This window comes from Sphingomonas oligophenolica, from assembly GCF_006438955.1.
GTDB lineage: Bacteria > Pseudomonadota > Alphaproteobacteria > Sphingomonadales > Sphingomonadaceae > Sphingomonas > Sphingomonas oligophenolica_A.
Genome location: NZ_RCZK01000007.1, coordinates 49,675 through 68,481, shown reverse-complemented (window position 1 = coordinate 68,481; position 18,807 = coordinate 49,675). Strand labels below are relative to the sequence as shown.

General features: G+C 65.8%; 21 protein-coding genes and 2 other RNA genes. 4 read left to right on the top strand and 19 right to left on the bottom strand.

Features of this window, described 5'->3' with window-relative positions:
- The first annotated feature begins 136 nt into the window (after nt 1-136).
- Nucleotides 137-1,516: an RNB domain-containing ribonuclease gene (locus EAH84_RS10335; RefSeq protein ID WP_140871637.1), complete on the top strand. Its 1,380-nt coding sequence runs from the start codon at nt 137-139 to the stop codon at nt 1,514-1,516.
- Between the two features lie 89 nt (nt 1,517-1,605).
- Here EAH84_RS10335 and rnpB read toward each other — a convergent pair.
- The 13 genes from rnpB to EAH84_RS10270 form a co-directional block, all read right to left on the bottom strand.
- Nucleotides 1,606-1,976, bottom strand: an RNA gene (gene rnpB, locus EAH84_RS10330) — RNase P RNA component class A.
- A gap of 217 nt (nt 1,977-2,193) precedes the next feature.
- The gene (locus tag EAH84_RS16380; protein WP_241656551.1) at nt 2,194-2,388 is read right to left on the bottom strand and encodes a hypothetical protein; all 195 of its coding nucleotides are present in this window, start codon (nt 2,386-2,388) and stop codon (nt 2,194-2,196) included.
- A 399-nt stretch (nt 2,389-2,787) separates the two neighbouring features.
- A complete protein-coding gene (locus EAH84_RS10320; protein WP_140871635.1) occupies nt 2,788-3,291 on the bottom strand; it encodes an SRPBCC family protein in 504 nt (167 codons plus the stop codon).
- Nucleotides 3,275-3,631 (bottom strand): ArsR/SmtB family transcription factor, encoded by a 357-nt coding sequence (locus tag EAH84_RS10315; RefSeq protein WP_140871633.1) that lies wholly within the window; start codon nt 3,629-3,631, stop codon nt 3,275-3,277. Before EAH84_RS10315 ends, EAH84_RS10320 begins: the two co-directional genes overlap by 17 nt.
- Nucleotides 3,632-3,952: 321 nt before the next feature.
- Nucleotides 3,953-4,642 carry an N-acetylmuramoyl-L-alanine amidase gene (locus tag EAH84_RS10310; RefSeq protein ID WP_140871631.1) on the bottom strand — a complete coding sequence of 230 codons (690 nt, stop codon included), beginning with the start codon at nt 4,640-4,642 and terminating at the stop codon, nt 3,953-3,955.
- A gap of 48 nt (nt 4,643-4,690) precedes the next feature.
- Nucleotides 4,691-5,545 (bottom strand): CheR family methyltransferase, encoded by an 855-nt coding sequence (locus tag EAH84_RS10305; protein ID WP_140871629.1) that lies wholly within the window; start codon nt 5,543-5,545, stop codon nt 4,691-4,693.
- On the bottom strand, nt 5,542-6,657 hold the full coding sequence (locus tag EAH84_RS10300; RefSeq protein ID WP_338326037.1) for a chemotaxis protein CheB: 1,116 nt from the start codon (nt 6,655-6,657) through the stop codon (nt 5,542-5,544). The genes EAH84_RS10305 and EAH84_RS10300 overlap by 4 nt, the downstream gene beginning before the upstream one ends.
- 12 nt (nt 6,658-6,669) lie before the next feature.
- The gene (locus EAH84_RS10295; protein WP_140871627.1) at nt 6,670-7,035 is read right to left on the bottom strand and encodes a response regulator; all 366 of its coding nucleotides are present in this window, start codon (nt 7,033-7,035) and stop codon (nt 6,670-6,672) included.
- Between the two features lie 62 nt (nt 7,036-7,097).
- Complete coding sequence (locus EAH84_RS10290; protein WP_140871625.1) at nt 7,098-7,526, bottom strand: chemotaxis protein CheW; 429 nt, start codon at nt 7,524-7,526, stop codon at nt 7,098-7,100.
- Nucleotides 7,523-9,826: a chemotaxis protein CheA gene (locus EAH84_RS10285; RefSeq protein WP_140871623.1), complete on the bottom strand. Its 2,304-nt coding sequence runs from the start codon at nt 9,824-9,826 to the stop codon at nt 7,523-7,525. The genes EAH84_RS10290 and EAH84_RS10285 overlap by 4 nt, the downstream gene beginning before the upstream one ends.
- A gap of 89 nt (nt 9,827-9,915) precedes the next feature.
- Nucleotides 9,916-10,560, bottom strand: coding sequence for a histidine phosphotransferase family protein (locus EAH84_RS10280; RefSeq protein ID WP_140871621.1), 645 nt, complete (start codon nt 10,558-10,560; stop codon nt 9,916-9,918).
- A gap of 75 nt (nt 10,561-10,635) precedes the next feature.
- Complete coding sequence (locus EAH84_RS10275) at nt 10,636-12,045, bottom strand: hypothetical protein (protein ID WP_140871619.1); 1,410 nt, start codon at nt 12,043-12,045, stop codon at nt 10,636-10,638.
- Between the two features lie 392 nt (nt 12,046-12,437).
- The gene (locus EAH84_RS10270; RefSeq protein ID WP_241656550.1) at nt 12,438-12,842 is read right to left on the bottom strand and encodes a M67 family metallopeptidase; all 405 of its coding nucleotides are present in this window, start codon (nt 12,840-12,842) and stop codon (nt 12,438-12,440) included.
- A gap of 17 nt (nt 12,843-12,859) precedes the next feature.
- On the opposite strand from EAH84_RS10270, the gene EAH84_RS10265 reads away from it, so the two are divergent.
- The 3 genes from EAH84_RS10265 (at nt 12,860) to mtgA (ending at nt 15,550) form a co-directional block, all read left to right on the top strand.
- Complete coding sequence (locus tag EAH84_RS10265) at nt 12,860-13,807, top strand: RluA family pseudouridine synthase (RefSeq protein ID WP_140871788.1); 948 nt, start codon at nt 12,860-12,862, stop codon at nt 13,805-13,807.
- Between the two features lie 58 nt (nt 13,808-13,865).
- Nucleotides 13,866-14,768: an RNA polymerase sigma factor RpoH gene (rpoH, locus tag EAH84_RS10260; RefSeq protein WP_140871615.1), complete on the top strand. Its 903-nt coding sequence runs from the start codon at nt 13,866-13,868 to the stop codon at nt 14,766-14,768.
- A gap of 107 nt (nt 14,769-14,875) precedes the next feature.
- Nucleotides 14,876-15,550 (top strand): monofunctional biosynthetic peptidoglycan transglycosylase, encoded by a 675-nt coding sequence (gene mtgA, locus EAH84_RS10255; protein WP_140871612.1) that lies wholly within the window; start codon nt 14,876-14,878, stop codon nt 15,548-15,550.
- Between the two features lie 19 nt (nt 15,551-15,569).
- On the opposite strand, the gene EAH84_RS10250 is transcribed toward mtgA, so the two are convergent.
- The 6 genes from EAH84_RS10250 to EAH84_RS10225 form a co-directional block, all read right to left on the bottom strand.
- The gene (locus EAH84_RS10250) at nt 15,570-15,812 is read right to left on the bottom strand and encodes a hypothetical protein (RefSeq protein WP_140871609.1); all 243 of its coding nucleotides are present in this window, start codon (nt 15,810-15,812) and stop codon (nt 15,570-15,572) included.
- Nucleotides 15,813-15,887: 75 nt separating this feature from the next.
- On the bottom strand, nt 15,888-16,211 hold the full coding sequence (locus EAH84_RS10245; RefSeq protein WP_140871607.1) for a YbaB/EbfC family nucleoid-associated protein: 324 nt from the start codon (nt 16,209-16,211) through the stop codon (nt 15,888-15,890).
- Nucleotides 16,208-17,863 carry a DNA polymerase III subunit gamma/tau gene (locus EAH84_RS10240; RefSeq protein ID WP_140871604.1) on the bottom strand — a complete coding sequence of 552 codons (1,656 nt, stop codon included), beginning with the start codon at nt 17,861-17,863 and terminating at the stop codon, nt 16,208-16,210. Before EAH84_RS10240 ends, EAH84_RS10245 begins: the two co-directional genes overlap by 4 nt.
- Nucleotides 17,864-17,994: 131 nt before the next feature.
- Nucleotides 17,995-18,088: signal recognition particle sRNA small type (gene ffs / locus EAH84_RS10235), an RNA gene on the bottom strand.
- A 49-nt stretch (nt 18,089-18,137) separates the two neighbouring features.
- Entirely contained in the window at nt 18,138-18,374 is a 237-nt protein-coding gene (locus EAH84_RS10230; protein WP_140871599.1) for a hypothetical protein, read from the bottom strand.
- A 48-nt stretch (nt 18,375-18,422) separates the two neighbouring features.
- Nucleotides 18,423-18,713 (bottom strand): hypothetical protein, encoded by a 291-nt coding sequence (locus EAH84_RS10225; RefSeq protein ID WP_140871596.1) that lies wholly within the window; start codon nt 18,711-18,713, stop codon nt 18,423-18,425.
- Between the last annotated feature and the right edge of the window lie 94 nt (nt 18,714-18,807).

Sequence of the window (18,807 nt, the reverse complement as noted above, 5' to 3'; positions counted from 1 at the left end):
TCCGGCCGCTGACCATGTCAGGGGGTTGTCGGGTCGTCGAGAGACGCCCGGCAACCTCTTTTCATATCTGCGCCCGTCGCTGCGCGCGCAACTCCATCCACACCGGGAGCATCGCCATCACCCATCCGATCCCCGCGTGAAGACGCTCGCCGATCCCCAACACGCGCTCGCCGACGGCCTCGATGCGATCCGCGCCGAATTCCAGGTGCCCGACGGCTTCCCGCCCGCGGTCCTCGCCGCCGCCGCCGAGGCCGCGAAGCGCCAGCCGACCGATCACGTCGATCGCACCAATCGCGCCTTCGTCACGCTCGATCCCGCCACCTCGACCGATCTCGACCAGGCGTTCGCGATCGAGGCTGCGGGTGCCGATCTCCTCCTTCATTATGCGATCGCCGACGTCGCCTGGTTCGTCGACGACGATGGCGTCATCGACCGCGAGGCGTGGACCCGCGGCGAGACGCTGTATTTGCCCGATCGCAAGGCCGGGCTTTATCCCCCGATCCTTGCCGAGGGCGCCGCCAGCCTGCTCCCCGACGGCCCGCGCCCCGCGATCGTCTTCACCGTCCGCATCGATCCGTCGGGCGCGGTGGCACTCGACGGCGTCGAACGCGCGCTGATCCGCAGCCGCGCGAAGCTCGCCTACGCCACCGCCATCGATGCCGATCTGCCCGCCGGGTTCGCCGATCTCGCGACCCGGATCCAGCGCGACGAGCGCCGCCGCGGTGCGTCCCGCGTCGATCCCCCCGAACAGGAGGTCGAGCGTGTCGACGGCGCACTCGCGCTCCGCTTCCGCCCGCGCCTCGTCGCGGAGGACCGCAACGCTGCGCTGTCGCTCGCGACCAACATGGCGGTAGGCCAGGCGCTGCTCGCGCACCATACCGGGCTGTTCCGCGTCATGGCCGCACCCGACGACGCCGCGAAGCTGCGCCTCCGCAACACCGCCAAGGCGTTCGCGCTGGCATGGCCCGACGCGCAACCACTGGCAGATTTCACCCGCACGCTCGACGCCGCGCAGCCCCGCGCCGCCGCCTTCATGCTCGCGGTCCGCCGCGCCGGCCACGGCGCCTCCTACGCGCCCTGGCACGATGGCGAGACGCCCTGGCACGCCGCGGTCGCCGCGACGTACGCACAGGCCACCGCGCCCTTGCGCCGTCTCGCGGACCGCTACGTCATCCGCGCCGCGGTCGCGGTCGCCAACGGCCAGCCCGTCCCCGCCGTCGTCACCGCCGCCTTCGACCGCCTCCCCAAGGTCATAGCGCGCGCCGACGCCACCGCGGGCCGGATCGACCGCGCGGTGATCGACCTCGCCGAAGCGATCATGCTGCGCAGTCGCGTCGGCGACAGCTTCGCCGCTGTCGTCACCGACACCGACGATCGCGGTGCGCGGATTCAGCTCAGCGATTACCCCATCATCGCACGGGTCGACACGACGGCGATGCCCGGCGACGCGCTAATCGTTCGGCTAGCGGCGATCGACATGCAAAGGCGCACGATCGAATTCAAACGCGTCCATTGACGCAGGCCGACACAGCCATGGCGTGAATCGGTGAGAAGCGAGCGGTCGGCACCGCCGGCATCATGGTCGAGGGCGCGCACCTAATTCAAGGTGCCAGAGGGTCTGTAAGCCGGGTTCTGTCCATCCCCGCCGAAACGGGAACTGGGCGATCATTCCTCTCGGACGACATTTGCATGCCGCCTCCAGCAACCAACCCGGGCGACGAGTTGCAACAAACCCATTTGCCACCCCTATTCGGTCTTGCTCCCGGTGGGGTTTGCCGTGCCGTTGCCGTTACCGGCCCCGCGGTGCGCTCTTACCGCACCCTTTCACCCTTACCCCGGCGTGCGCCGGGGCGGTCTGCTCTCTGTGGCACTGTCCCTGGGGTCACCCCCGCCGGGCGTTACCCGGCACCGTCGTTACGTGGAGCCCGGACTTTCCTCGACATGTTTGCACATGACGCGATCGCCCAACCCTCTGGCGTTGCGGGCAGTAGCGCACTTGCGTGCGCGGCGGAAGCGGTGACGCAGCGTGCGCCGACTGCCGTCGGTTCCAAGGCTGATCGGGGTTGTTATGCGAGCAAGCGGCGATGATTGGTGGATTCCGGAAAGTCTGCATTTAGGCCACAAACCCGGTTTTCGGCCATCAATACCTTCCTGAGGCATCCCGAATGGGGGGCGATGCGGTGGATCGCTGTCTTACCAGCTCGCGCCGTCGACGAACTTGCGGGGTAACGCTTCCCACAGCCTCGGATCAAACAGCCTGAGGTTGATGCCCATCCGGTCGTAGTCCGGGTCGATTGTGCTCCAATGAGTAATCACACCGCAGGTTGGGCAATGAAACAGAGCCAGCATCTTGTCACCGTGGACGTAGCCGATGCCTTCGCCGGTCACTGCGACGCAAGCGGGCGGGGCATAAGTCCACAGCGCACCGGTGCGGCGGCAGATCGAGCAATTGCACTAACTGACTTCAATCGGATCGTCCTCGATTGTGACGGTCATCGCGCCGCAGTGGCAGCTTCCCTGGTGGCTCATGCCAGCACTTCCTTTACACGTTCGGAGAGTTCTGTGCCGCCGGACGACGACACATCAAATAACGCCCGCACGCTCGCTTCGCTGGGTTTGCTTTCGAACGATACATTGCGCCAAAGGAATGTCTACTTTTGGGTCGCAAGCGGTCGTTGAGCTGGCGCTGCGGAATGACGACGGCATGCGCCCAGCTCCGACCGGAAAGGCCGGCGGAATCACGCCCCAGGAGCATACTTTCCCCCAAGGCGAGTTTCCCGACCCGCGCTACTCGCCTATGCCGGACAGCAATTCGTCGAGCTGATCCAGCTGCTCCGGCAACCCGGCCGCCGAACCCTGGAGCGCTTCCTCAAGCGCCTCCTTGGACGGATAGACTTCGTGGAAAGTCAGTAGTGTCCTCCCGCCCTGATCCTCGAAGGTCACTGTCGTGATCGCGCCCTCTTCGTCCTCGTCGTTGGTCCAGACGATGCGCTCGTCCGGCACCACCTCGAGATACTTGCCATGGAAGGCCATGGTGCCCGAACCGCCCGCGCCGAATTCCAGCCGATATTTGCCGCCGGTACGGACGTCCATATCGCACGAAACGAGCGAAACGCCGGATAGCGATTTCGGTATCCACCAGCGCTGGAACAGCTCGGGCTGGCTCCACGCAGTGTATACCGTGCTGGGCGGCGCATCGAACGTGCGCGTTACGATGAGTTCACGATCCCCCCTGCGCTCGACTGACGTGCGGTTCTGCGCACCACCGGCGCTGCTAACTTGCTGATTCATCGCTTTCCTCCAGTTTCATTTCGCTGATGATTTCGTCCAATGCGTCGAAGCGGGCCTCGAAGAGCTTCCGGTGCGCCTCGATCCATTCCGCCTCGGCCCTGAGGCCGCTTCTTCCGAGCCTGCAGGTTCTCACCCGTCCGACCTTCTGCGTGACGACGAGCCCCGCCCGCTCCAGAACCTGGACATGTTTTTTCATGCCGGTCAGCGTCATCTGGAATTTATCCGCCAGACTGGTGATCGACGCGTCCGCCCGGCCAAGCTGATCGATGACCCCGCGGCGGGTCGCATCGGACAGCGCTGCAAACGATAGGTCGAGGGGAGGGCTTAAATGCTGAACCATGTAGTTCAGTGTCTAAGCTGCTCGTGCGGGGAACGCAAGCGTCATGCATCGCGGCGGCGGCAGCGAAAAACGTCTGCTGCGAGTCAGAAGCGGCCCTTGGAGCCGCTGATGAACGAATGTCAGCTTTCAGCGCCTGCTCTCCGACGGCAGTCCGCCGGCTAACGGCCCAGATCGCGCCGAAAAGCGTCTGCTCAGCGAATGGCGTGTTTCAGGCAATCGAAATTCTGTGCTGACCGGCAGAGATCGGGTCGATTGCAGCCGTCTCACCATCTCCCATCCCCCGTCGTTCCGGCAGAATCGCTTCACCGCAAGCCCCAACCGTCACTCATCCCCCTGGGGTTTGGGCAGCAGCAGCGCGAGCAGGATCATCCGGCATTCGGCGTCGATCTCGCCATCGATCAACTCGGGGCGAAAGCGGCGCTGAAACGCCATGATCGCCGCCATCGGGCTTTCGACGTCGTAGCCGAACCGATCGAGCGCGAGCAGAAATCCGGCCTCGCTCCACATCGGGTCCATCAAATTGCGCGTCGGTCGCGGCAGCGCCAGCCGCAATTTGGCCAGCTTGCTCCACGGAAACAGCTCGCCCGGATCGCGCTTGCGCCGCGGCGCGATGTCGGAATGGCCGACGACATTGCCGCGCCCGATCGCGTGGCGACGCTTGATGTCGGCGACCAGCGGGATCAGCGCCGCGATCTGTTCGGGCGCGAACGGGCGATAGCCGAATTCATGCCCCGGGTTGACGATCTCGATCCCGACGCTCGCCGAATTGATGTCGGTGATGCCGCGCCAGTGCGATTGTCCTGCGTGCCAGGCACGCTTGGCCTCGTCGATCATGCGGATCACTGTGCCGTCCTCCTCGACGACGTAATGCGCCGAGACCTTCGCCGCGGGATCGCGCAGCCGCGCCACCGCGGCGGGCCCGTCCACCATGCCGGTATAGTGGAGCACGATCATCGTGATCGGCAGCATCCGCTCGTCGAAGTTCGGCGAAGGCGTGTCGATGATCGTCATGGCTCCACCTCTAGGCGAGAAGCGGCGGCGGCGTACAGATGCTCTGCGTCAGCTCGCGGCCTCGCCCCCAGCCCGCCCAACCACTTCATACAGACCGCGATAGGATTTCGACGGCTCGAACATCCGGGTCTGGCCGATCACCGTCTCCCCCGCGCCGAGCGCCAGGATGCCGCCGGGCTCTAGCGCTGCGGCAAAGTTCGCGAAGATCGCGGCCTTCGGCTCCGCTGCCAGATACAGCATGACGTTGCGGCACAGGATAATGTCGAACCGCCCCGGTGGCGATTGATCGCCGAGCAGGTTCAGCTTGCGGAATGCCACCATCCGCCGCAGCTCGGCGCGCGCGACCCATTCGTCGCCATTCGCCTCGAACCAGTTGATCATCCGCCGCACCGGGAGGCCACGCTGAATCTCGAACTGGGTATATCTTCCCTCGCGTGCCCGCCCGATCGCGGCGTCGGATACGTCGGTCGCGACGATGTCGGGTGCGATCCACCCCGCGCCATCACGCTCGGCGAACAGCATCGCGAGCGAATAGGGTTCCTGCCCCGTCGAACAGCCCGCGCACCAGATCCGCGCCCGGCGTCCGCGCGCCTCGATCTGCGCAACCGCGTCGATGACCATGTCGAACACCGGCGCATCGCGAAAGAACGACGTCTCCTGGTTTACTAGCAGGTCGATGATCTGGTCGGCGATTCGTCGATCGCTTCCCTCCATCAACATGCCCACCAGCTGGTCGAGCGTGGTCAGCCCGCGATCGCGGAGCAGGGGTTTCAACGCGATGTCGATCCGCCACGACCGATAGGCCGAAATCTGTTGTCCGGTGCGCGCTTCGAGCAACGCGGCAAGAACGCCCAGCGCGCTCTGCGACGCGCCGTTCGCGGGAGAAATAGTCTGATGAATCATGGATGTCGTCCCGACGCGATAAGATGGCCCAGTGCTTCCGGGTCGAGCACGGCGGCGGCAATGCCGGTCGCGGCGATCGCACCCGGCATACCCCATACGACCGAGCTCGCCTCGTTCTGGACGATGACGCAGCCGCCCGCGCGCTGGACCGCAACCGCGCCGTCCACGCCGTCGCGCCCCATGCCGCTGAGCACGACCGCGAGCAGCGCGGGGCCATAAACCGCGGCGAGCGAGGCGAACATCGGATCGACCGACGGCAAGCATCCGTTCGCGACCCGCTCGCCGGTCAGTCTGACCGCGGCACCCCCATCGGGCAGCGCGACCCCGCGGATATGCGCGTCGCCCGGTGCCAGCACGATCCGGCCCGGCCGGATGCGCAGCCGATCAACCGCGACATCGCAGGGTCGCCCCGACAGCAGCGCCAGCTGCGCCGCGAAATAGGGCATGAACGATCCCGGCAGATGCTGGGTGATGACGATCGGGGTCACGAACGACCGGGGCAACGCGCGCAGCAACAGGCTCAGCGCGTGGATGCCGCCGGTCGACGCGCCGATCGCGACGATCTCGAACCGCTGCAATGGTGCGGGCGCTGACACCGGTGTGCTGACTGGGCGGGGTGCGATCCGGGGCGCGATGTCGACCCGCGGCCGGGGTTCGACCAACCGCCGCATTTTCTTCAGCAGGCCGATGCCGAACGCGCTCGTCGAATCGCCCGTGGCGGGCTTTAACACCGTTTCGGCCGCGCCGAGCGCCAGCGCCTGGATCGTTACCGCGGCACCCTCGATCGCGGTCGAGGACACGACGACGACGCGCGCACCGCGCGCCGCGGCCACCAGATCGGGCAGCGCGGTAAGGCCGTCGACCCCGGGCAATGCCAGATCGAGCAGGATAAAGTCGACCCGGTGATCGCCGAGCACGTGCAGCGCGGCGGCAACCGTGCCGACGCTATGTGCGACGCGGAATTCCGCGCTCTGATCGATGACTTTGGCGATCACCGCGCGCGCCACCGCCGAATCGTCGACGATCAGCACCGACAGCGGCATCGCGGGTCGATCGGTTCGCGCGTCCGCGTCCGCGGCGGCGCCGACCCGATACGGCAGGACTGACGTCACCGTCCCCCTCCGTCAGGCCATGCCCACGATCTGCAGTTTCGATTCCAGCGTGTCGCGATCGAACGGCTTCATGACATATTCGTCGGCGCCCGCTTCGATTGCGGCACGGATATAGGCCATCCCGTTCTCGGTCGTGCAGAACACCACCTTGGGCCGCGTCGCCAGGTTCGCCTCACGCAGCGCACGCAGGAAATCCATCCCGCTCATCACCGGCATGTTCCAGTCCAGCAGGACGACATCGGGCACCGATGCCAGGCACGCATCGAGCGCCTCGCGCCCGTCGCACGCTTCGGAAACCGTGAATTCCAACGTCTCGAGAATATGACGCGCGACCTTTCGGATCACCTTCGAATCGTCGACGACAAGGCAGGTCTTCATGAATGGCCCTTTGCAAGGAAGTGCGCGTGCAGCAACTGTGGCAGGAAAGTCTGAGCAGGCGGTTAAGCCGCGAGTGCCGCGGCGGGAATCCAGGCGGATAGATCGAGCACCAGCATCGGCTCGCCGCCATGTTCGACAATGCCCGTCGCACAGTCGCGCCAGCCGTCGCCCAGCACCAGGCCCGACGACAGCGGCTGCGCCACCAGCGTCTCGACCTCGTCCAGGCTCTCGACCAGGATCGCATAATGATGCCCGTCGACCGCGGTGATCACCGCGCGCCGCCGGTCGTGGACCGATCGCGGCAAACCCAGCGCGACCTCGGTATCGATCACGGTTACCACCCGGCTGCGAATCGCGACCAGCCCGCGCACCTGCGGCGGCGCGAGCGGCGCGGGCAGGATGTCGCCGAGATCGATCACCGATTCGACCTGCGCGGTGGGAATCGCGACCGGGCGATCCGCGATCCGCGCCATCAGATATTGTTCGCTCATACCATCGCCTCCCGGCTGCGCATCAGCGCGGCCTGCAACGCCTCGCGATCGTATCGATAGATGCTCTCATCACGTGGCCCGGTCGGCTCGCGCTCCGCACGCAGCGTGACCAGCGGCGCGGCGGAGCCGGTTCGATCCGCCCCCCCGTCGCTCATCGCCAGCGCGACTGCGGCGGTTTCGCCGGGCGCGAGCCGCGTGACGCAGCGATAGCCCGATGCCTCGATCACGGGCTTCAGGAAATTGGTCATCCACCCGCCAGCATCGGCGTGGAGCAGGCACAACGGCTGCGCGCCCGACGACGGCCCCGCAGTCGCCGCGAACAGCGCATGGACATCGATGACCTCGACCTGTTCGTCCGCGATCATCACCACCCCGGCGATCACCCCCGCCCCCTGCGCGGGCGCGATATCGCGGGGCAGCGCGACGATCTCGATCGCATCACCGATCGCATAGGCGATATCGACCGCGCCATCGGTCAGCCGCAGCAGCGACACGGTAGTGTCGGGCGCCATCGCCGCGGTCGCATGGACCGGCACCAGCGCATCGCCGCTCGCCAGCCGCAATCGACCCGCGGTAAAGCGGATCGCGGCGACCGGCACGGTTTCGACCCGGTCGATCACCGCCAGCGGCACGACCCGTCGATGCCCGTCGAGGTCGTCGAACAGCAGCCCGCGTTTTTCGTCCGCCGCAGCCTCGGTCTCGTCGGGCGCGATCGCCGCGATCCGATCGAATACCAATCCCGCACGCGTCGCGACGCCCGCGCCGTCGAGCAGCAACATCGGGCGGCCATTGTCGGGCAAGGTCTGCCCCGCATAGACCCCGGTCGCCATTACCGCCGGCGCAGCGGGCTTGATGACCAGTTCCTCGCTGTCGATCACCTCGTCGACCGCCAGCGCATAACTGCCGTCGCGGGTCGACACGAGGACAAGCGTGTCGATTGCCGCCACCCCCAGCCCGAGCAACTCGCTCAGCCCCACCACCGGCAACCGTTCGCCACGCACTGTCGCCATGGTGACGCCACCGATCCGATCGATCCGCACCTGGTTGCTGCGAACCTTGACGATCTCGTCGACCGATTGCCTCGCCAGCGCGAACTGCTGCCCGCCTGCCGCAACGATGATCGTCGTCAGGATCGACAGCGTCAGTGGCACCCGTAGCGTCACCGCCAGTCCCTTGCCTGGGCGGTTCGACAGGATCACCCGGCCACCGATATGCTCGACGTTGGCGCGGACGATGTCCATGCCCACGCCCCGCCCCGATGTCGCGGTCACCGTATCGCGGCTCGATAAGCCGGGATGAAAGACCAGCTCGCACCGCGCATCTTCGGACAGCGCGCGCAACGCTTCCTCTGGCATCAGCCGCTGGTCGCGCGCCTTCGCCACCAGCCGGTCGGTGTCGATGCCGCGACCGTCGTCGGTGATATCGATGAGGATCTGGTTGCCCGATTGGCGCGCACTGACCGTCATCAGCCCCGCCATAGGCTTGCCCGCCGCCGCGCGGTCCGCGGGCGCTTCGATGCCATGGTCGATCGAATTGCGGATCACATGGACCAGCGGATCGCGCATCAGCTCGATCATTTCGCGGTCGAGTTCGACGTCGCCGCCCTCGATACTGAGCACCACCGTCTTGCCGAGTTCGGCGGCGGTATCGCGCACCAGCCGCGGCACCGCCGAAAACAGCGTGTCGATCGTCTGCATCCGCGTCCGCGTCACCGTCTCGCGCATGTCGGCGACGGTCAGCGACAGTCGCTCCAGCGCCGCCTCCATCCGCGGATCGCAGTCCCCCTCGCGCAGTCGCCGCGCCAAGTCGTTGCGCGCCAGCACCATCTCCGACATCCCGCTCATCATTCGATCGAGCAGGTCGACGCCCAGCCGCACGCTGCGGCTGTGCGATCGGGCTTGCGGCGCGGTGGCAGTGACCGCGACGGGTGCGGCATTTTCGGCGAGCGCGGCGATCAGCAGGTCTTCGGACGAATCCTCCAGCGAAACCCCCGCGTCGATCGCCTCGACCAGTTCGCCGATCCGGTCGATGATCGCGAGCACCGCGTTGACCAGTGCGGTATCGGGAATTCGCCCGCCGTCGCGCACCGCAGCGAGCACATCCTCGGCGGCATGGCTCAGCCGCGCGAGCCGTGGCAGGTCGAGGAAACCGCAACTCCCCTTGACGGTGTGGACGAAGCGGAAGATCGAATCGAGCCGCGCGCGATCGGTCGGGTCCGCTTCCCACGCCACGACCTCCCCCGACAGCGCGTCGAGCGTTTCGCGCGTTTCCGCGATGAATTCCTGCAGCAGCTCGTCCATGGGTCCCCAGGCGCGTGTTCGGACCAGCGTCTTGCCCCGGAAAGGCTTAAGACCGCGTTTACCGCGCCAGGAACGAGCGCCCCGCCCCGTTACCGGGCGTTGAACACCGCGCCGAAGATCATCACCGCGTCCGCCGGTTCGGACACCAGCACGCGCCCCCCGGCATCGCGGACGATCTCGTGGACCAGATACGCCGCCGCGGTGCGCGGGGTCACGCCTTCGGCCCGCGCGCCATCGGTCAGCGTCGCGCGCAGTTCGGGATCGAGCACGATCCGCGGGCCTTCGATCTGGACAACCACCTCGATATGCCCGTCGGTCTCCTCGCCGCCGACCGCGAGCGTCCCCCCGCGGACCAGCGCCTCGCTCGCGATCATCGCCAGGTTCAGCACGACCTTGATCGCGGCCTTGGGCAGTTTTTCGGCCTCGACGATCCAGTCGAACTGGATCCGCTTGTTGTCCGCGACCAGCCCCTCGATCGCCAGCTTGGCCTCGCGCGAATCGACCGCCTCGCCGAATCCGCCCGCCGCGCCGAACGCCAGCCGAAAGAATTTGAGCTTGTTGGCCGATGTCCGCGCGCTTTCGTTGAGCAGCTCGAACACCCGCGCGCGCATCGCCTCGTCGGTCTCGTCGTTAAGCAGTTCGAGCCCGTTGTTCAACGCCCCCACCGGCGACAACAGATCGTGGCACAGCTTCGAACAGAGCAGGCTGGCGAAATCGACCGGATTGACGGTCATGCAATAGGTACTGAAATCATGCCGCCTTCTGACCGACCCGACCCCCCGACGCAAGCGCAGCACGCCACGCGACGGTTAGATCGCATTCGGTGCCAACATGACCGAGCCCGCATTTCTTGAGTATGGCACACCCGCCTGTCGAAAGAGCTTCTCGATGGCTTCGGCAGGGTCGGGTACGCCCGCGTCCAGCATGGACGTCATGATGTGCACCGCGGGTCCCTCTCCGCTGACGGCAGCGAAGTGACGTACCCAGTCTATGCTTCCCAAAAGACGATCTGACCGATGGTCCTCTAACAGAGGTTGGATGAAATCGAAGTAATCGCGCCCTCCATCCCGGCGCACAGCGCTTGCGGCAGCGAGCGCAAAAGTCGCGCCGCAGGCGTAAAAGGCGCGGCTTTCGTGCCGATCACCGGCGCCAGCGATAGGCTTGATCGCGAACTTGATGCAGTCCTCCACCGCACGCTGGAGCTCGGATAATGCATAGTCATGATCCGAAGCTGCGAGCAACGTGAACGCCATCATCTCGGCGCCACCTTCGGTGATCCAGGCTTCTGAAGGCATGCGATAGCCGATACCGGAGGTGCCCAACCAGAAGTGCGCCATCTCATGCGCGATGAACCACCTCGTTCGTCGCGCCGCGCGCTCATTGGGTTCGATTAGCCCTTCGCCCTCGAAGTTAAACAGGATTTGACCGGGGCGGACGCCACCGTCGTTGATGACCTTTCCCGCTGTCGGCCCCCGCCAGCCCATCAACAACAAAGGTAAACTCGGGTCCGTGCGCCTGCCTAGCCGGGCCGCATATGTTGCCGCAACCTGAGGCGCAAATCCGGCGACCTCAGCCTTGAGCCATTCTGGTAGCGCTGGATCGGCAAGCATCGCAAGACCGTTTCGTTCCTCGATCTTGCTCGTGCCGAAAACAACGTAGGTCTCGGCCCCGGTCAGGATCGGATTACGTTGCCGATATCCCTGGACGAACACGGGACCCTTGGCGTCGTGAAATCGAACCGGCGTATGCGTGCCGCCCAATTCTTCGACGGAGAGACCCGCTTGCTTGAGCCCAATGGCATCGAGATCAGCGATGGGAACGACATCGAACTGATCCGAATAGAGCGCCGTCGCCCCATTGCTGAACGTAACGGCCGGATCATATTCACGATCAAGCGTCGCACTTGTCGGGGTAAATGCGATACGGATTTTCAGCGGAACGGAAGCGTCGCCCGTTGATACGAGAACGTCATACGCGCCGCGACGCTCGATCCTAACTCCGGGCGTCACGACCCGCCACTCTTCTTCCCGCCAAGGGTTATGATCGGCCTGCCGGGGCTGGGAAACCGGAAACACCCACGCGCTGCTCTTCTTGGTCAAACGATACTCGATCTGCCATTTGTCCCGCGCGCGGGTTACGGTGGCGGTCGCTGGCAGCGGCGGTTGCCTGGCACCAATGGCCGACACTTGCGCCGCAATTGCAATGATCAGCACCAGCATCGTCGATCCTCCAGCCTACGGTATTCAAGGAGATGGGGTGCTGTACGCCTGATGAACGATGAATGGCCGTAACGACCCACGGCAGGTTTGCGCCGAGCGAGTGGAGCGCCGGCGACATTGCCCTGCTTCATCGATAATCGCAGCCATTCGCCTTCGCCATCGCTCGCCGTTGCCAACTCCATCGGGGAAACCGTCAAATATCGTCGTACACACCCTCCCGTCGGCGATCCACATTTCCCTCCACGGCGCAGGTCGCCAATGTCCTACTCCATCGCGCTCTGTCATGGTCTAGCGATGATCGCTTGCCCGCCTTCCGCACCGTCCACGCCCTCCGCCTTGCCCAGCGCAGGGGGCCGCGCCAAAACACCGATTCCGTGTAAAAGTCGTCCACTTCACCCCGCCATCCGGAGTCCGACCGGCTCGAACCGCCCCTCAACCGCGCCGCCGCGGATCGCGCGCCAGGCCCGCACCTCCGCCGCGCCGACGATCAACCACAGCGCGCCCTCCTCGATCGCGTCCGCCGCGTCACGCGGCGACGGCGCCGAACTGCCACCGGGGTGCGAATGATAATGGCCGATCGGTTGCGGCCCGCCGCCACGCGCCGCGCGGTGCGCCTCGATCAGCGCGCGCGGGTCGATCGCGAACCGCCGCGCCGGATCGGCCGCGACATTGAAGCAGCGCGTCACCGCGCTGACCCGCTGACGGTCGCCGAACACCAGCCCGCACACCTCGTCCGCGCACCCCGCGGCATGGTCGGTGATTTGTGCCAGCAACACACTTGAAATCGCGATCTCCACCGCCATTTTCCTACGACATGAACCGGGGGGTTTCCATCATCGAGGCAAGGATCGGCGACGCGGCGGACGGCTGGCGGCTCGACCGCGCGCTCGCCGATGCGGTGCCGACGCTGTCGCGCGAACGGCTCAAGGTGCTGATTAACAGCGGCGCGGTGTCGCGCGACGGCACGCTGCATCGCGATCCCGCCAAGCGCGCCGCCGGTGGGGATATCTTCGCGGTCGCGGTGCCCGATCCCGCCGTGGCGCATAACGAGCCGCAGGATATCCCGCTCGTCGTCGCGTATGAGGACGAGCATCTGATCGTGATCGACAAGCCCGCCGGGCTCGTCGTTCACCCCGCCGCGGGCAATCTCGACGGCACGCTCGTCAACGCGCTGCTCCACCATTGCCGCGGCTCGTTGTCGGGGATCGGCGGGGTCGCGCGCCCCGGGATCGTCCACCGGATCGACAAGGATACCAGCGGGCTGATGATCGCGGCCAAGACCGATCGCGCGCATGTCGGGCTGGCACGCCAGTTTCACGATCATTCGATCGATCGCCGGTATAAGGCGATCGTCGGCGGCATTCCGCGTCCCGCCACCGGGACGATCGACGCGCCGTTGGCGCGGTCCCCGAGTAACCGAAAGAAGATCGCGATCGTATCAGGCGGTAAGCGCGCGGTGACTCATTACACGACCATCGAGAAACTCGATGGCGCCGCGCTCGTCGCCTGTCGGCTCGAAACCGGGCGGACACATCAGGTCCGCGTCCACATGGCGTCGATCGGCCACGCCTTGCTCGGAGACCCGGTCTATGGTAGAACAAAAGGGAACCAGAAGCTGATGCTCGATACGCTCGGGTTTCACCGACAGGCGTTGCACGCAGCGCATCTGGGCTTCATTCATCCGATCAATAGCCTCGCTTTGGCGTTTGAAAGCGCAATGCCTGCAGACATGCAGGAACTGTTCAGTCAGCTTCACGTATAGACATTCAAGCGCTTCGCCGCACCGCGGCATACGCGCCTCCAGGGAAGGGAGAATTATCATGGCAGGCCGCAGCAACGTCCCCGCGACCATCCCTGCGCTCGGCAGCGAGGCGGGGCTCAACCGTTATCTCGCCGAGATCAAGAAATTTCCGCTGCTCCAGCCCGAGCAGGAATATATGCTCGCCAAGCGCTTCCAGGAACATGGCGATACCGAGGCGGCGGCGCAGCTCGTCACCAGCCACCTTCGCCTCGTCGCCAAGATCGCAATGGGCTATCGCGGCTATGGCCTGCCGACGTCCGAGCTGATCAGCGAAGGCAACATCGGGCTGATGCAGGGCGTCAAGAAGTTCGAGCCCGATCGCGGCTTCCGCCTCGCGACCTATGCGATGTGGTGGATTCGCGCGTCGATCCAGGAATATATCCTGCGTTCGTGGAGCCTCGTGAAAATGGGCACCACCGCCGCGCAGAAGAAGCTGTTCTTCAATCTGCGCCGGATGAAGTCGAAGCTCGACGCGTTCGAGGATGGCGACCTGAAGCCCGAGGACGTGACCAAGATCGCGACCGATCTCGGCGTCGCCGAGCATGACGTCGTGAGCATGAATCGCCGGATGGCGATGGGCGGCGACACGTCGCTCAACGTGCCGATGCGCGAGGATGGCGAGGGTCAGTGGCAGGATTGGCTGCAGGACGACGCGCCGTTGCAGGACAAGATCGTCGCCGACGCGCAGGAAGCCGACGTCCGCCACACCATGCTCGTCGACGCGATGGACGACCTCAACGACCGCGAAAAGCACATCCTCACCGAACGCCGCCTGACCGACGACCCCAAGACGCTCGAGGAATTGAGCCAGGTTTACGGCGTCAGCCGCGAACGCGTCCGCCAGATCGAGGTTCGCGCGTTCGAGAAGCTGCAAAAGGCGATGATGCGGCTGGCGGGAGAAAAGCGGCTGCTCGCGGCGTAGGCCGAAAACACGACACCACCCCGGCCTTTGCCGGGGTGGTACGTTCTTCGGTGGGCGGCCTTTCAACCGGCTTGAAGCCAACGCGCCGCAGCCTATGGTCGCGCGCGATGATTACCCTCCTCCGCATTCTCTTCAAATCCGCCCTCATCTTCGTCGTCGTCACGGTGGCGTGGGTGGGTGTGTACCGCTTCGTCCCGGTCCCCTTCACCTGGACAATGATGGGCGATGTTCTCAACTTCAACGGCGTCACCAAACAATGGCTGCCGCTCTCCCGCATGGACCCCGATATGCCCCGCGCCGCGATCGCGGGCGAGGACTCGCGATTCTGCGCGCATCACGGGTTCGACTTCGACGCGATGGCCAGCGCCGCCTATCGCAACGCCCGCGGCGGCCGGATCCGCGGCGGATCGACGATCAGCCAGCAGACCGCGAAGAACGCGTTTCTGTTCCAGGGCGGCGGCTATGTCCGCAAGGCGTTCGAGGCCTATTTCACCGTCCTGATCGAAACGCTGTGGGGCAAGCGGCGGATCATGGAGGTCTATCTCAATATCGCCGAAACCGGGATCGGAACGTACGGCGCGGATGCCGCCGCGCTGCGCTATTTCAACCACGACGCGACCCGGCTCAGCCCGACCGAGGCGGGCCGGATCGCCGCGGTGTTACCGCTGCCTAAGAAACGCGCCGCGATCGATCCGCGCGGCTTCGTGCGGCGGCACGGCAACAGCCTCGCCCGCTACGTCGGCACGGTGCGACGCAGCGGGCTGGACGACTGCCTGAAATAGGCGATTCCGCTCGGCCGGATTATTTGCCCGGCGTGACCGCGCTGCCGACCTTTTCGGCGGTATCCCCGACGCTCTCGGCCGCCGAGGTTACCGCGGCGGTCTTCGCATTGTCGTTCCGGCTCTGGTTGAGCAGGAAGAAACCACCGATCACGACCGCCGCGAGCAGAATGATCGCGATCAGCCACCCGGCCCCGCCGCCGCCGCTGCGCTCGACCACGGTGGTGTGGGTCGCGGGGGTCTCGACGATACGTTCTTCGGTCATGTTACGCTCCTCACTGTTGTGGGCCAAAAACGCCGTCGCCGATGGGATTGTTCCTTAACCGTAACGGTAGCGCGGTCAGAACGGCAACTTGAACCCCGGCGGTAACGACAACCCGCTCGTCATCTTGGACATTTCGGCACCCGACACCGCGTCCGCCTTGGTCCGCGCGTCATTGAACGCCGCGGTCAGCAGGTCTTCGAGCATCTGCTTCTCGCTGACCTGGATCAGCGAATCGTCGATCTCGATGCCGATGATCCGGCCCTTGGCCGACGCCTTGACCTTGACGAGGCCAACGCCGCTCGCGCCCTCGACCTCGATCGTGTCGAGCGTGTCCTGCGCCTTCTGCAGCTCGCTCTGGACGTTCTGCGCCATCGCGAGGATTTCATCGAGATTCTTCATGCACTGCTCCGTTGGCCTGGCCATTGTTCGAGTTCCGCATCGGGAAACGCGTTGAGCGCCGCTTTGATCATCGGCGATTCGAGGATTGCCGCCTTCGCCATGGCTTCCGCCGATTTCTCGGCTTCGTTGATCGTCGGATCGCCGGGCGAATCCGCGATCGAAACGCGCCATCCCTGCCCGGTCGCCGCCTTCAGCGTGGCGTTGAGATCGGCGAGCGTATCGGCGGAGATCGGGCGGCTCCCGCTCAGCACCAGCGCAAGCGGCTCGTAGCTCACGACCCGCGCGCCATGCCGCATCTTCGCCGCCAACGCGATCGCGCCGTGCTCTTCGAGCCGATCGACCAGCGATTGGAACGTGGCGGGCAACGTCGCATGGGCGACCGGCGTTGGCTCGGACGCGGCAATGGGCGTCGGTGCTGACATCGGAGCGGCGCTCGTCGCCGGCTTCGTCACCTTGCCGCCGACGATCTGCCGCGCCAGCTCGCCCGGATCGGGCAGCGTCGAGGCATGGATCGCACGCAGCAGCGCCATCTCCGCTGCCTCGATCGGCAACGCCGCCTTGGCGATCTCGTCATGCCCCCGCAGGAACAATTGCCACAGCCGATGGAGCGTCGGAAACGACAGCGCCGCCGCCCACTCGCGCCGCGCTTCGCGCTCTTCGAGCGGCTGCGCGATATCGTCGGGCGTGCCCACTTTCGCCAGCGTCACGCCATGCACCGTCTCGAGCAACGACCGGAACACCGACAGCGGATCGACGCCGTAATCATATTGACGTCGCAGCGACGCGAGCGTGCCCGCGCCATCGCCCGCCAGGATCAGCCCGAGCAGGTCACGCACCGCACCGCGATCGGACAGCCCCAGCATCTGGCGCACCGCGTCTGCGCTTACCCCACCCCCTTCGAGACCGGCGTGCGCGATCGCCTGGTCGAGGATCGACAGCCCGTCGCGCGCGCTGCCCTCCGCCGCGCGCGCGATTAGCATCAACGCTTCGGGATCGGCGACGACGCCCTCCTGCGTCGCGACCATGAGGAAATGCTCGGCAAGCTTGTCCGCGGTGATCCGGCGCAGGTCGAACCGCTGGCAGCGCGACAGCACCGTCACCGGCACCTTGTTCACCTCGGTCGTCGCGAACAGGAATTTAACGTGCGCGGGCGGCTCCTCGAGCGTCTTGAGCAACGCGTTGAACGCGTTCTTCGAAAGCATGTGGACTTCGTCGATAATGTAGATCTTGAACCGCGCCGAGACCGCGGCGTAGCGCGACGCGTCGATGATCTCGCGGACGTCGTCGACCCCGGTATGGCTCGCGGCGTCCATCTCGATCACGTCGATATGCCGCCCCTCGGCGATCGCGCGGCACGGTTCGCATAGCCCGCACGGATCGATCGTCGGCCCGCCGGTGCCATCGGGGCCGATGCAGTTCAATGCCTTGGCGATCAGCCGCGCGGTGCTGGTCTTGCCCACCCCGCGCACGCCGGTCATCAGGAACGCATGTGCCAGCCGGTCGCGCCGAATCGCGTTGCCCAGCGTCTGGACCATCGCATCCTGCCCGATCAACTGGTCGAACGTCTGCGGGCGGTATTTGCGCGCGAGGACGCGATACGCCTCGGGCTTGGCAGGCTGGGACGGTTCCCCGAGATCGAAGGAGTCGGACATCGACCCACCATGTAGAATGTCGCGCGCGGGGATGTAAGCGAAAGCTTGGGTGGGGCACGTCACGGCCAAGCCGTGACGTCAGACGGCGCGGTGCGCCGCTGGCCGCGCTTGCGCGCGGAACGCACGCTTCGCGGTGGGAGCCGGGACGACCCGCGGCGAAATCGTTGCGGCTGCTTCCTTCCGGACCTGACCGGGTTGGCGACGACCACGTCCGCCCGACTCCCGCCGCGCATATGGCGGAGCCGGACGGCGGGTTCAAGTCACCCGTGTCGCATCAATAGCGAACGCGATACCGCACGTTACGGCACACCCGCACGAGATGGTGATGACGCCAATGGGTGCGGCACACGTGGCGGGTCCGATAGCGGTAATGGCCCGCGGGACCGGTATGGGTCACCACGCGGGTGCGGGTCACCACGCGATGCTGGGCGGCGGTCGCGGGGGCGGCGAGCGCCACAGGCGCGAGCCCGGTCATCGCGATCGACGCGGCGGCGAGAACAAATATTTTCATCATTCTTCTCCTGTGATCTCCCGGACTAACGACGGATCGGCGGGCTGATCAGCGATAGATGCGGTAGCAACGCCGGACGGGGCCGTAATATCCGCGCTGAACGCGGCAGACGACCCGCGAGCGAACATTCGACCGATAGCCATAGGCATAGCCGCGTCTGTGATTGCGCTGGCCGTAGTGATGACCCCGATCGTTGTGACCGCGGTTGTAATTGTCGCGATCGTGGTGACCACGGTCGTAATTGCCGTCGCCGTGGCGCTGCGCCGCGGCAGGCGCGGCGGTGACGACCAGCGATCCGATCGCGAGCGCGCCCGCGCCGAGAATGGCGGTGATCTTCATGCGAATTCTCCTCTCATCGCCCATTATCGGGCATGAAACGACAGTCGCACACCCGCCGTGCACCAAGGCTGAACCCGTCGTTGCGCAACTGACA

Coding starts and splice junctions, on each gene's coding strand:
- EAH84_RS10320 (WP_140871635.1), bottom strand. CDS start 3,291: ATGAATCAGCAAGTTAGCAGCGCCGGTGGTGCGCAGAACCGCACGTCA.
- EAH84_RS10315 (WP_140871633.1), bottom strand. CDS start 3,631: ATGGTTCAGCATTTAAGCCCTCCCCTCGACCTATCGTTTGCAGCGCTG.
- EAH84_RS10310 (WP_140871631.1), bottom strand. CDS start 4,642: ATGACGATCATCGACACGCCTTCGCCGAACTTCGACGAGCGGATGCTG.
- EAH84_RS10305 (WP_140871629.1), bottom strand. CDS start 5,545: ATGATTCATCAGACTATTTCTCCCGCGAACGGCGCGTCGCAGAGCGCG.
- EAH84_RS10295 (WP_140871627.1), bottom strand. CDS start 7,035: ATGAAGACCTGCCTTGTCGTCGACGATTCGAAGGTGATCCGAAAGGTC.
- EAH84_RS10290 (WP_140871625.1), bottom strand. CDS start 7,526: ATGAGCGAACAATATCTGATGGCGCGGATCGCGGATCGCCCGGTCGCG.
- EAH84_RS10285 (WP_140871623.1), bottom strand. CDS start 9,826: ATGGACGAGCTGCTGCAGGAATTCATCGCGGAAACGCGCGAAACGCTC.
- EAH84_RS10280 (WP_140871621.1), bottom strand. CDS start 10,560: ATGACCGTCAATCCGGTCGATTTCGCCAGCCTGCTCTGTTCGAAGCTG.
- EAH84_RS10275 (WP_140871619.1), bottom strand. CDS start 12,045: ATGCTGGTGCTGATCATTGCAATTGCGGCGCAAGTGTCGGCCATTGGT.
- EAH84_RS10265 (WP_140871788.1), top strand. CDS start 12,860: ATGAACCGGGGGGTTTCCATCATCGAGGCAAGGATCGGCGACGCGGCG.
- rpoH (WP_140871615.1), top strand. CDS start 13,866: ATGGCAGGCCGCAGCAACGTCCCCGCGACCATCCCTGCGCTCGGCAGC.
- mtgA (WP_140871612.1), top strand. CDS start 14,876: ATGATTACCCTCCTCCGCATTCTCTTCAAATCCGCCCTCATCTTCGTC.
- EAH84_RS10250 (WP_140871609.1), bottom strand. CDS start 15,812: ATGACCGAAGAACGTATCGTCGAGACCCCCGCGACCCACACCACCGTG.
- EAH84_RS10245 (WP_140871607.1), bottom strand. CDS start 16,211: ATGAAGAATCTCGATGAAATCCTCGCGATGGCGCAGAACGTCCAGAGC.
- EAH84_RS10240 (WP_140871604.1), bottom strand. CDS start 17,863: ATGTCCGACTCCTTCGATCTCGGGGAACCGTCCCAGCCTGCCAAGCCC.
- EAH84_RS10230 (WP_140871599.1), bottom strand. CDS start 18,374: ATGAAAATATTTGTTCTCGCCGCCGCGTCGATCGCGATGACCGGGCTC.
- EAH84_RS10225 (WP_140871596.1), bottom strand. CDS start 18,713: ATGAAGATCACCGCCATTCTCGGCGCGGGCGCGCTCGCGATCGGATCG.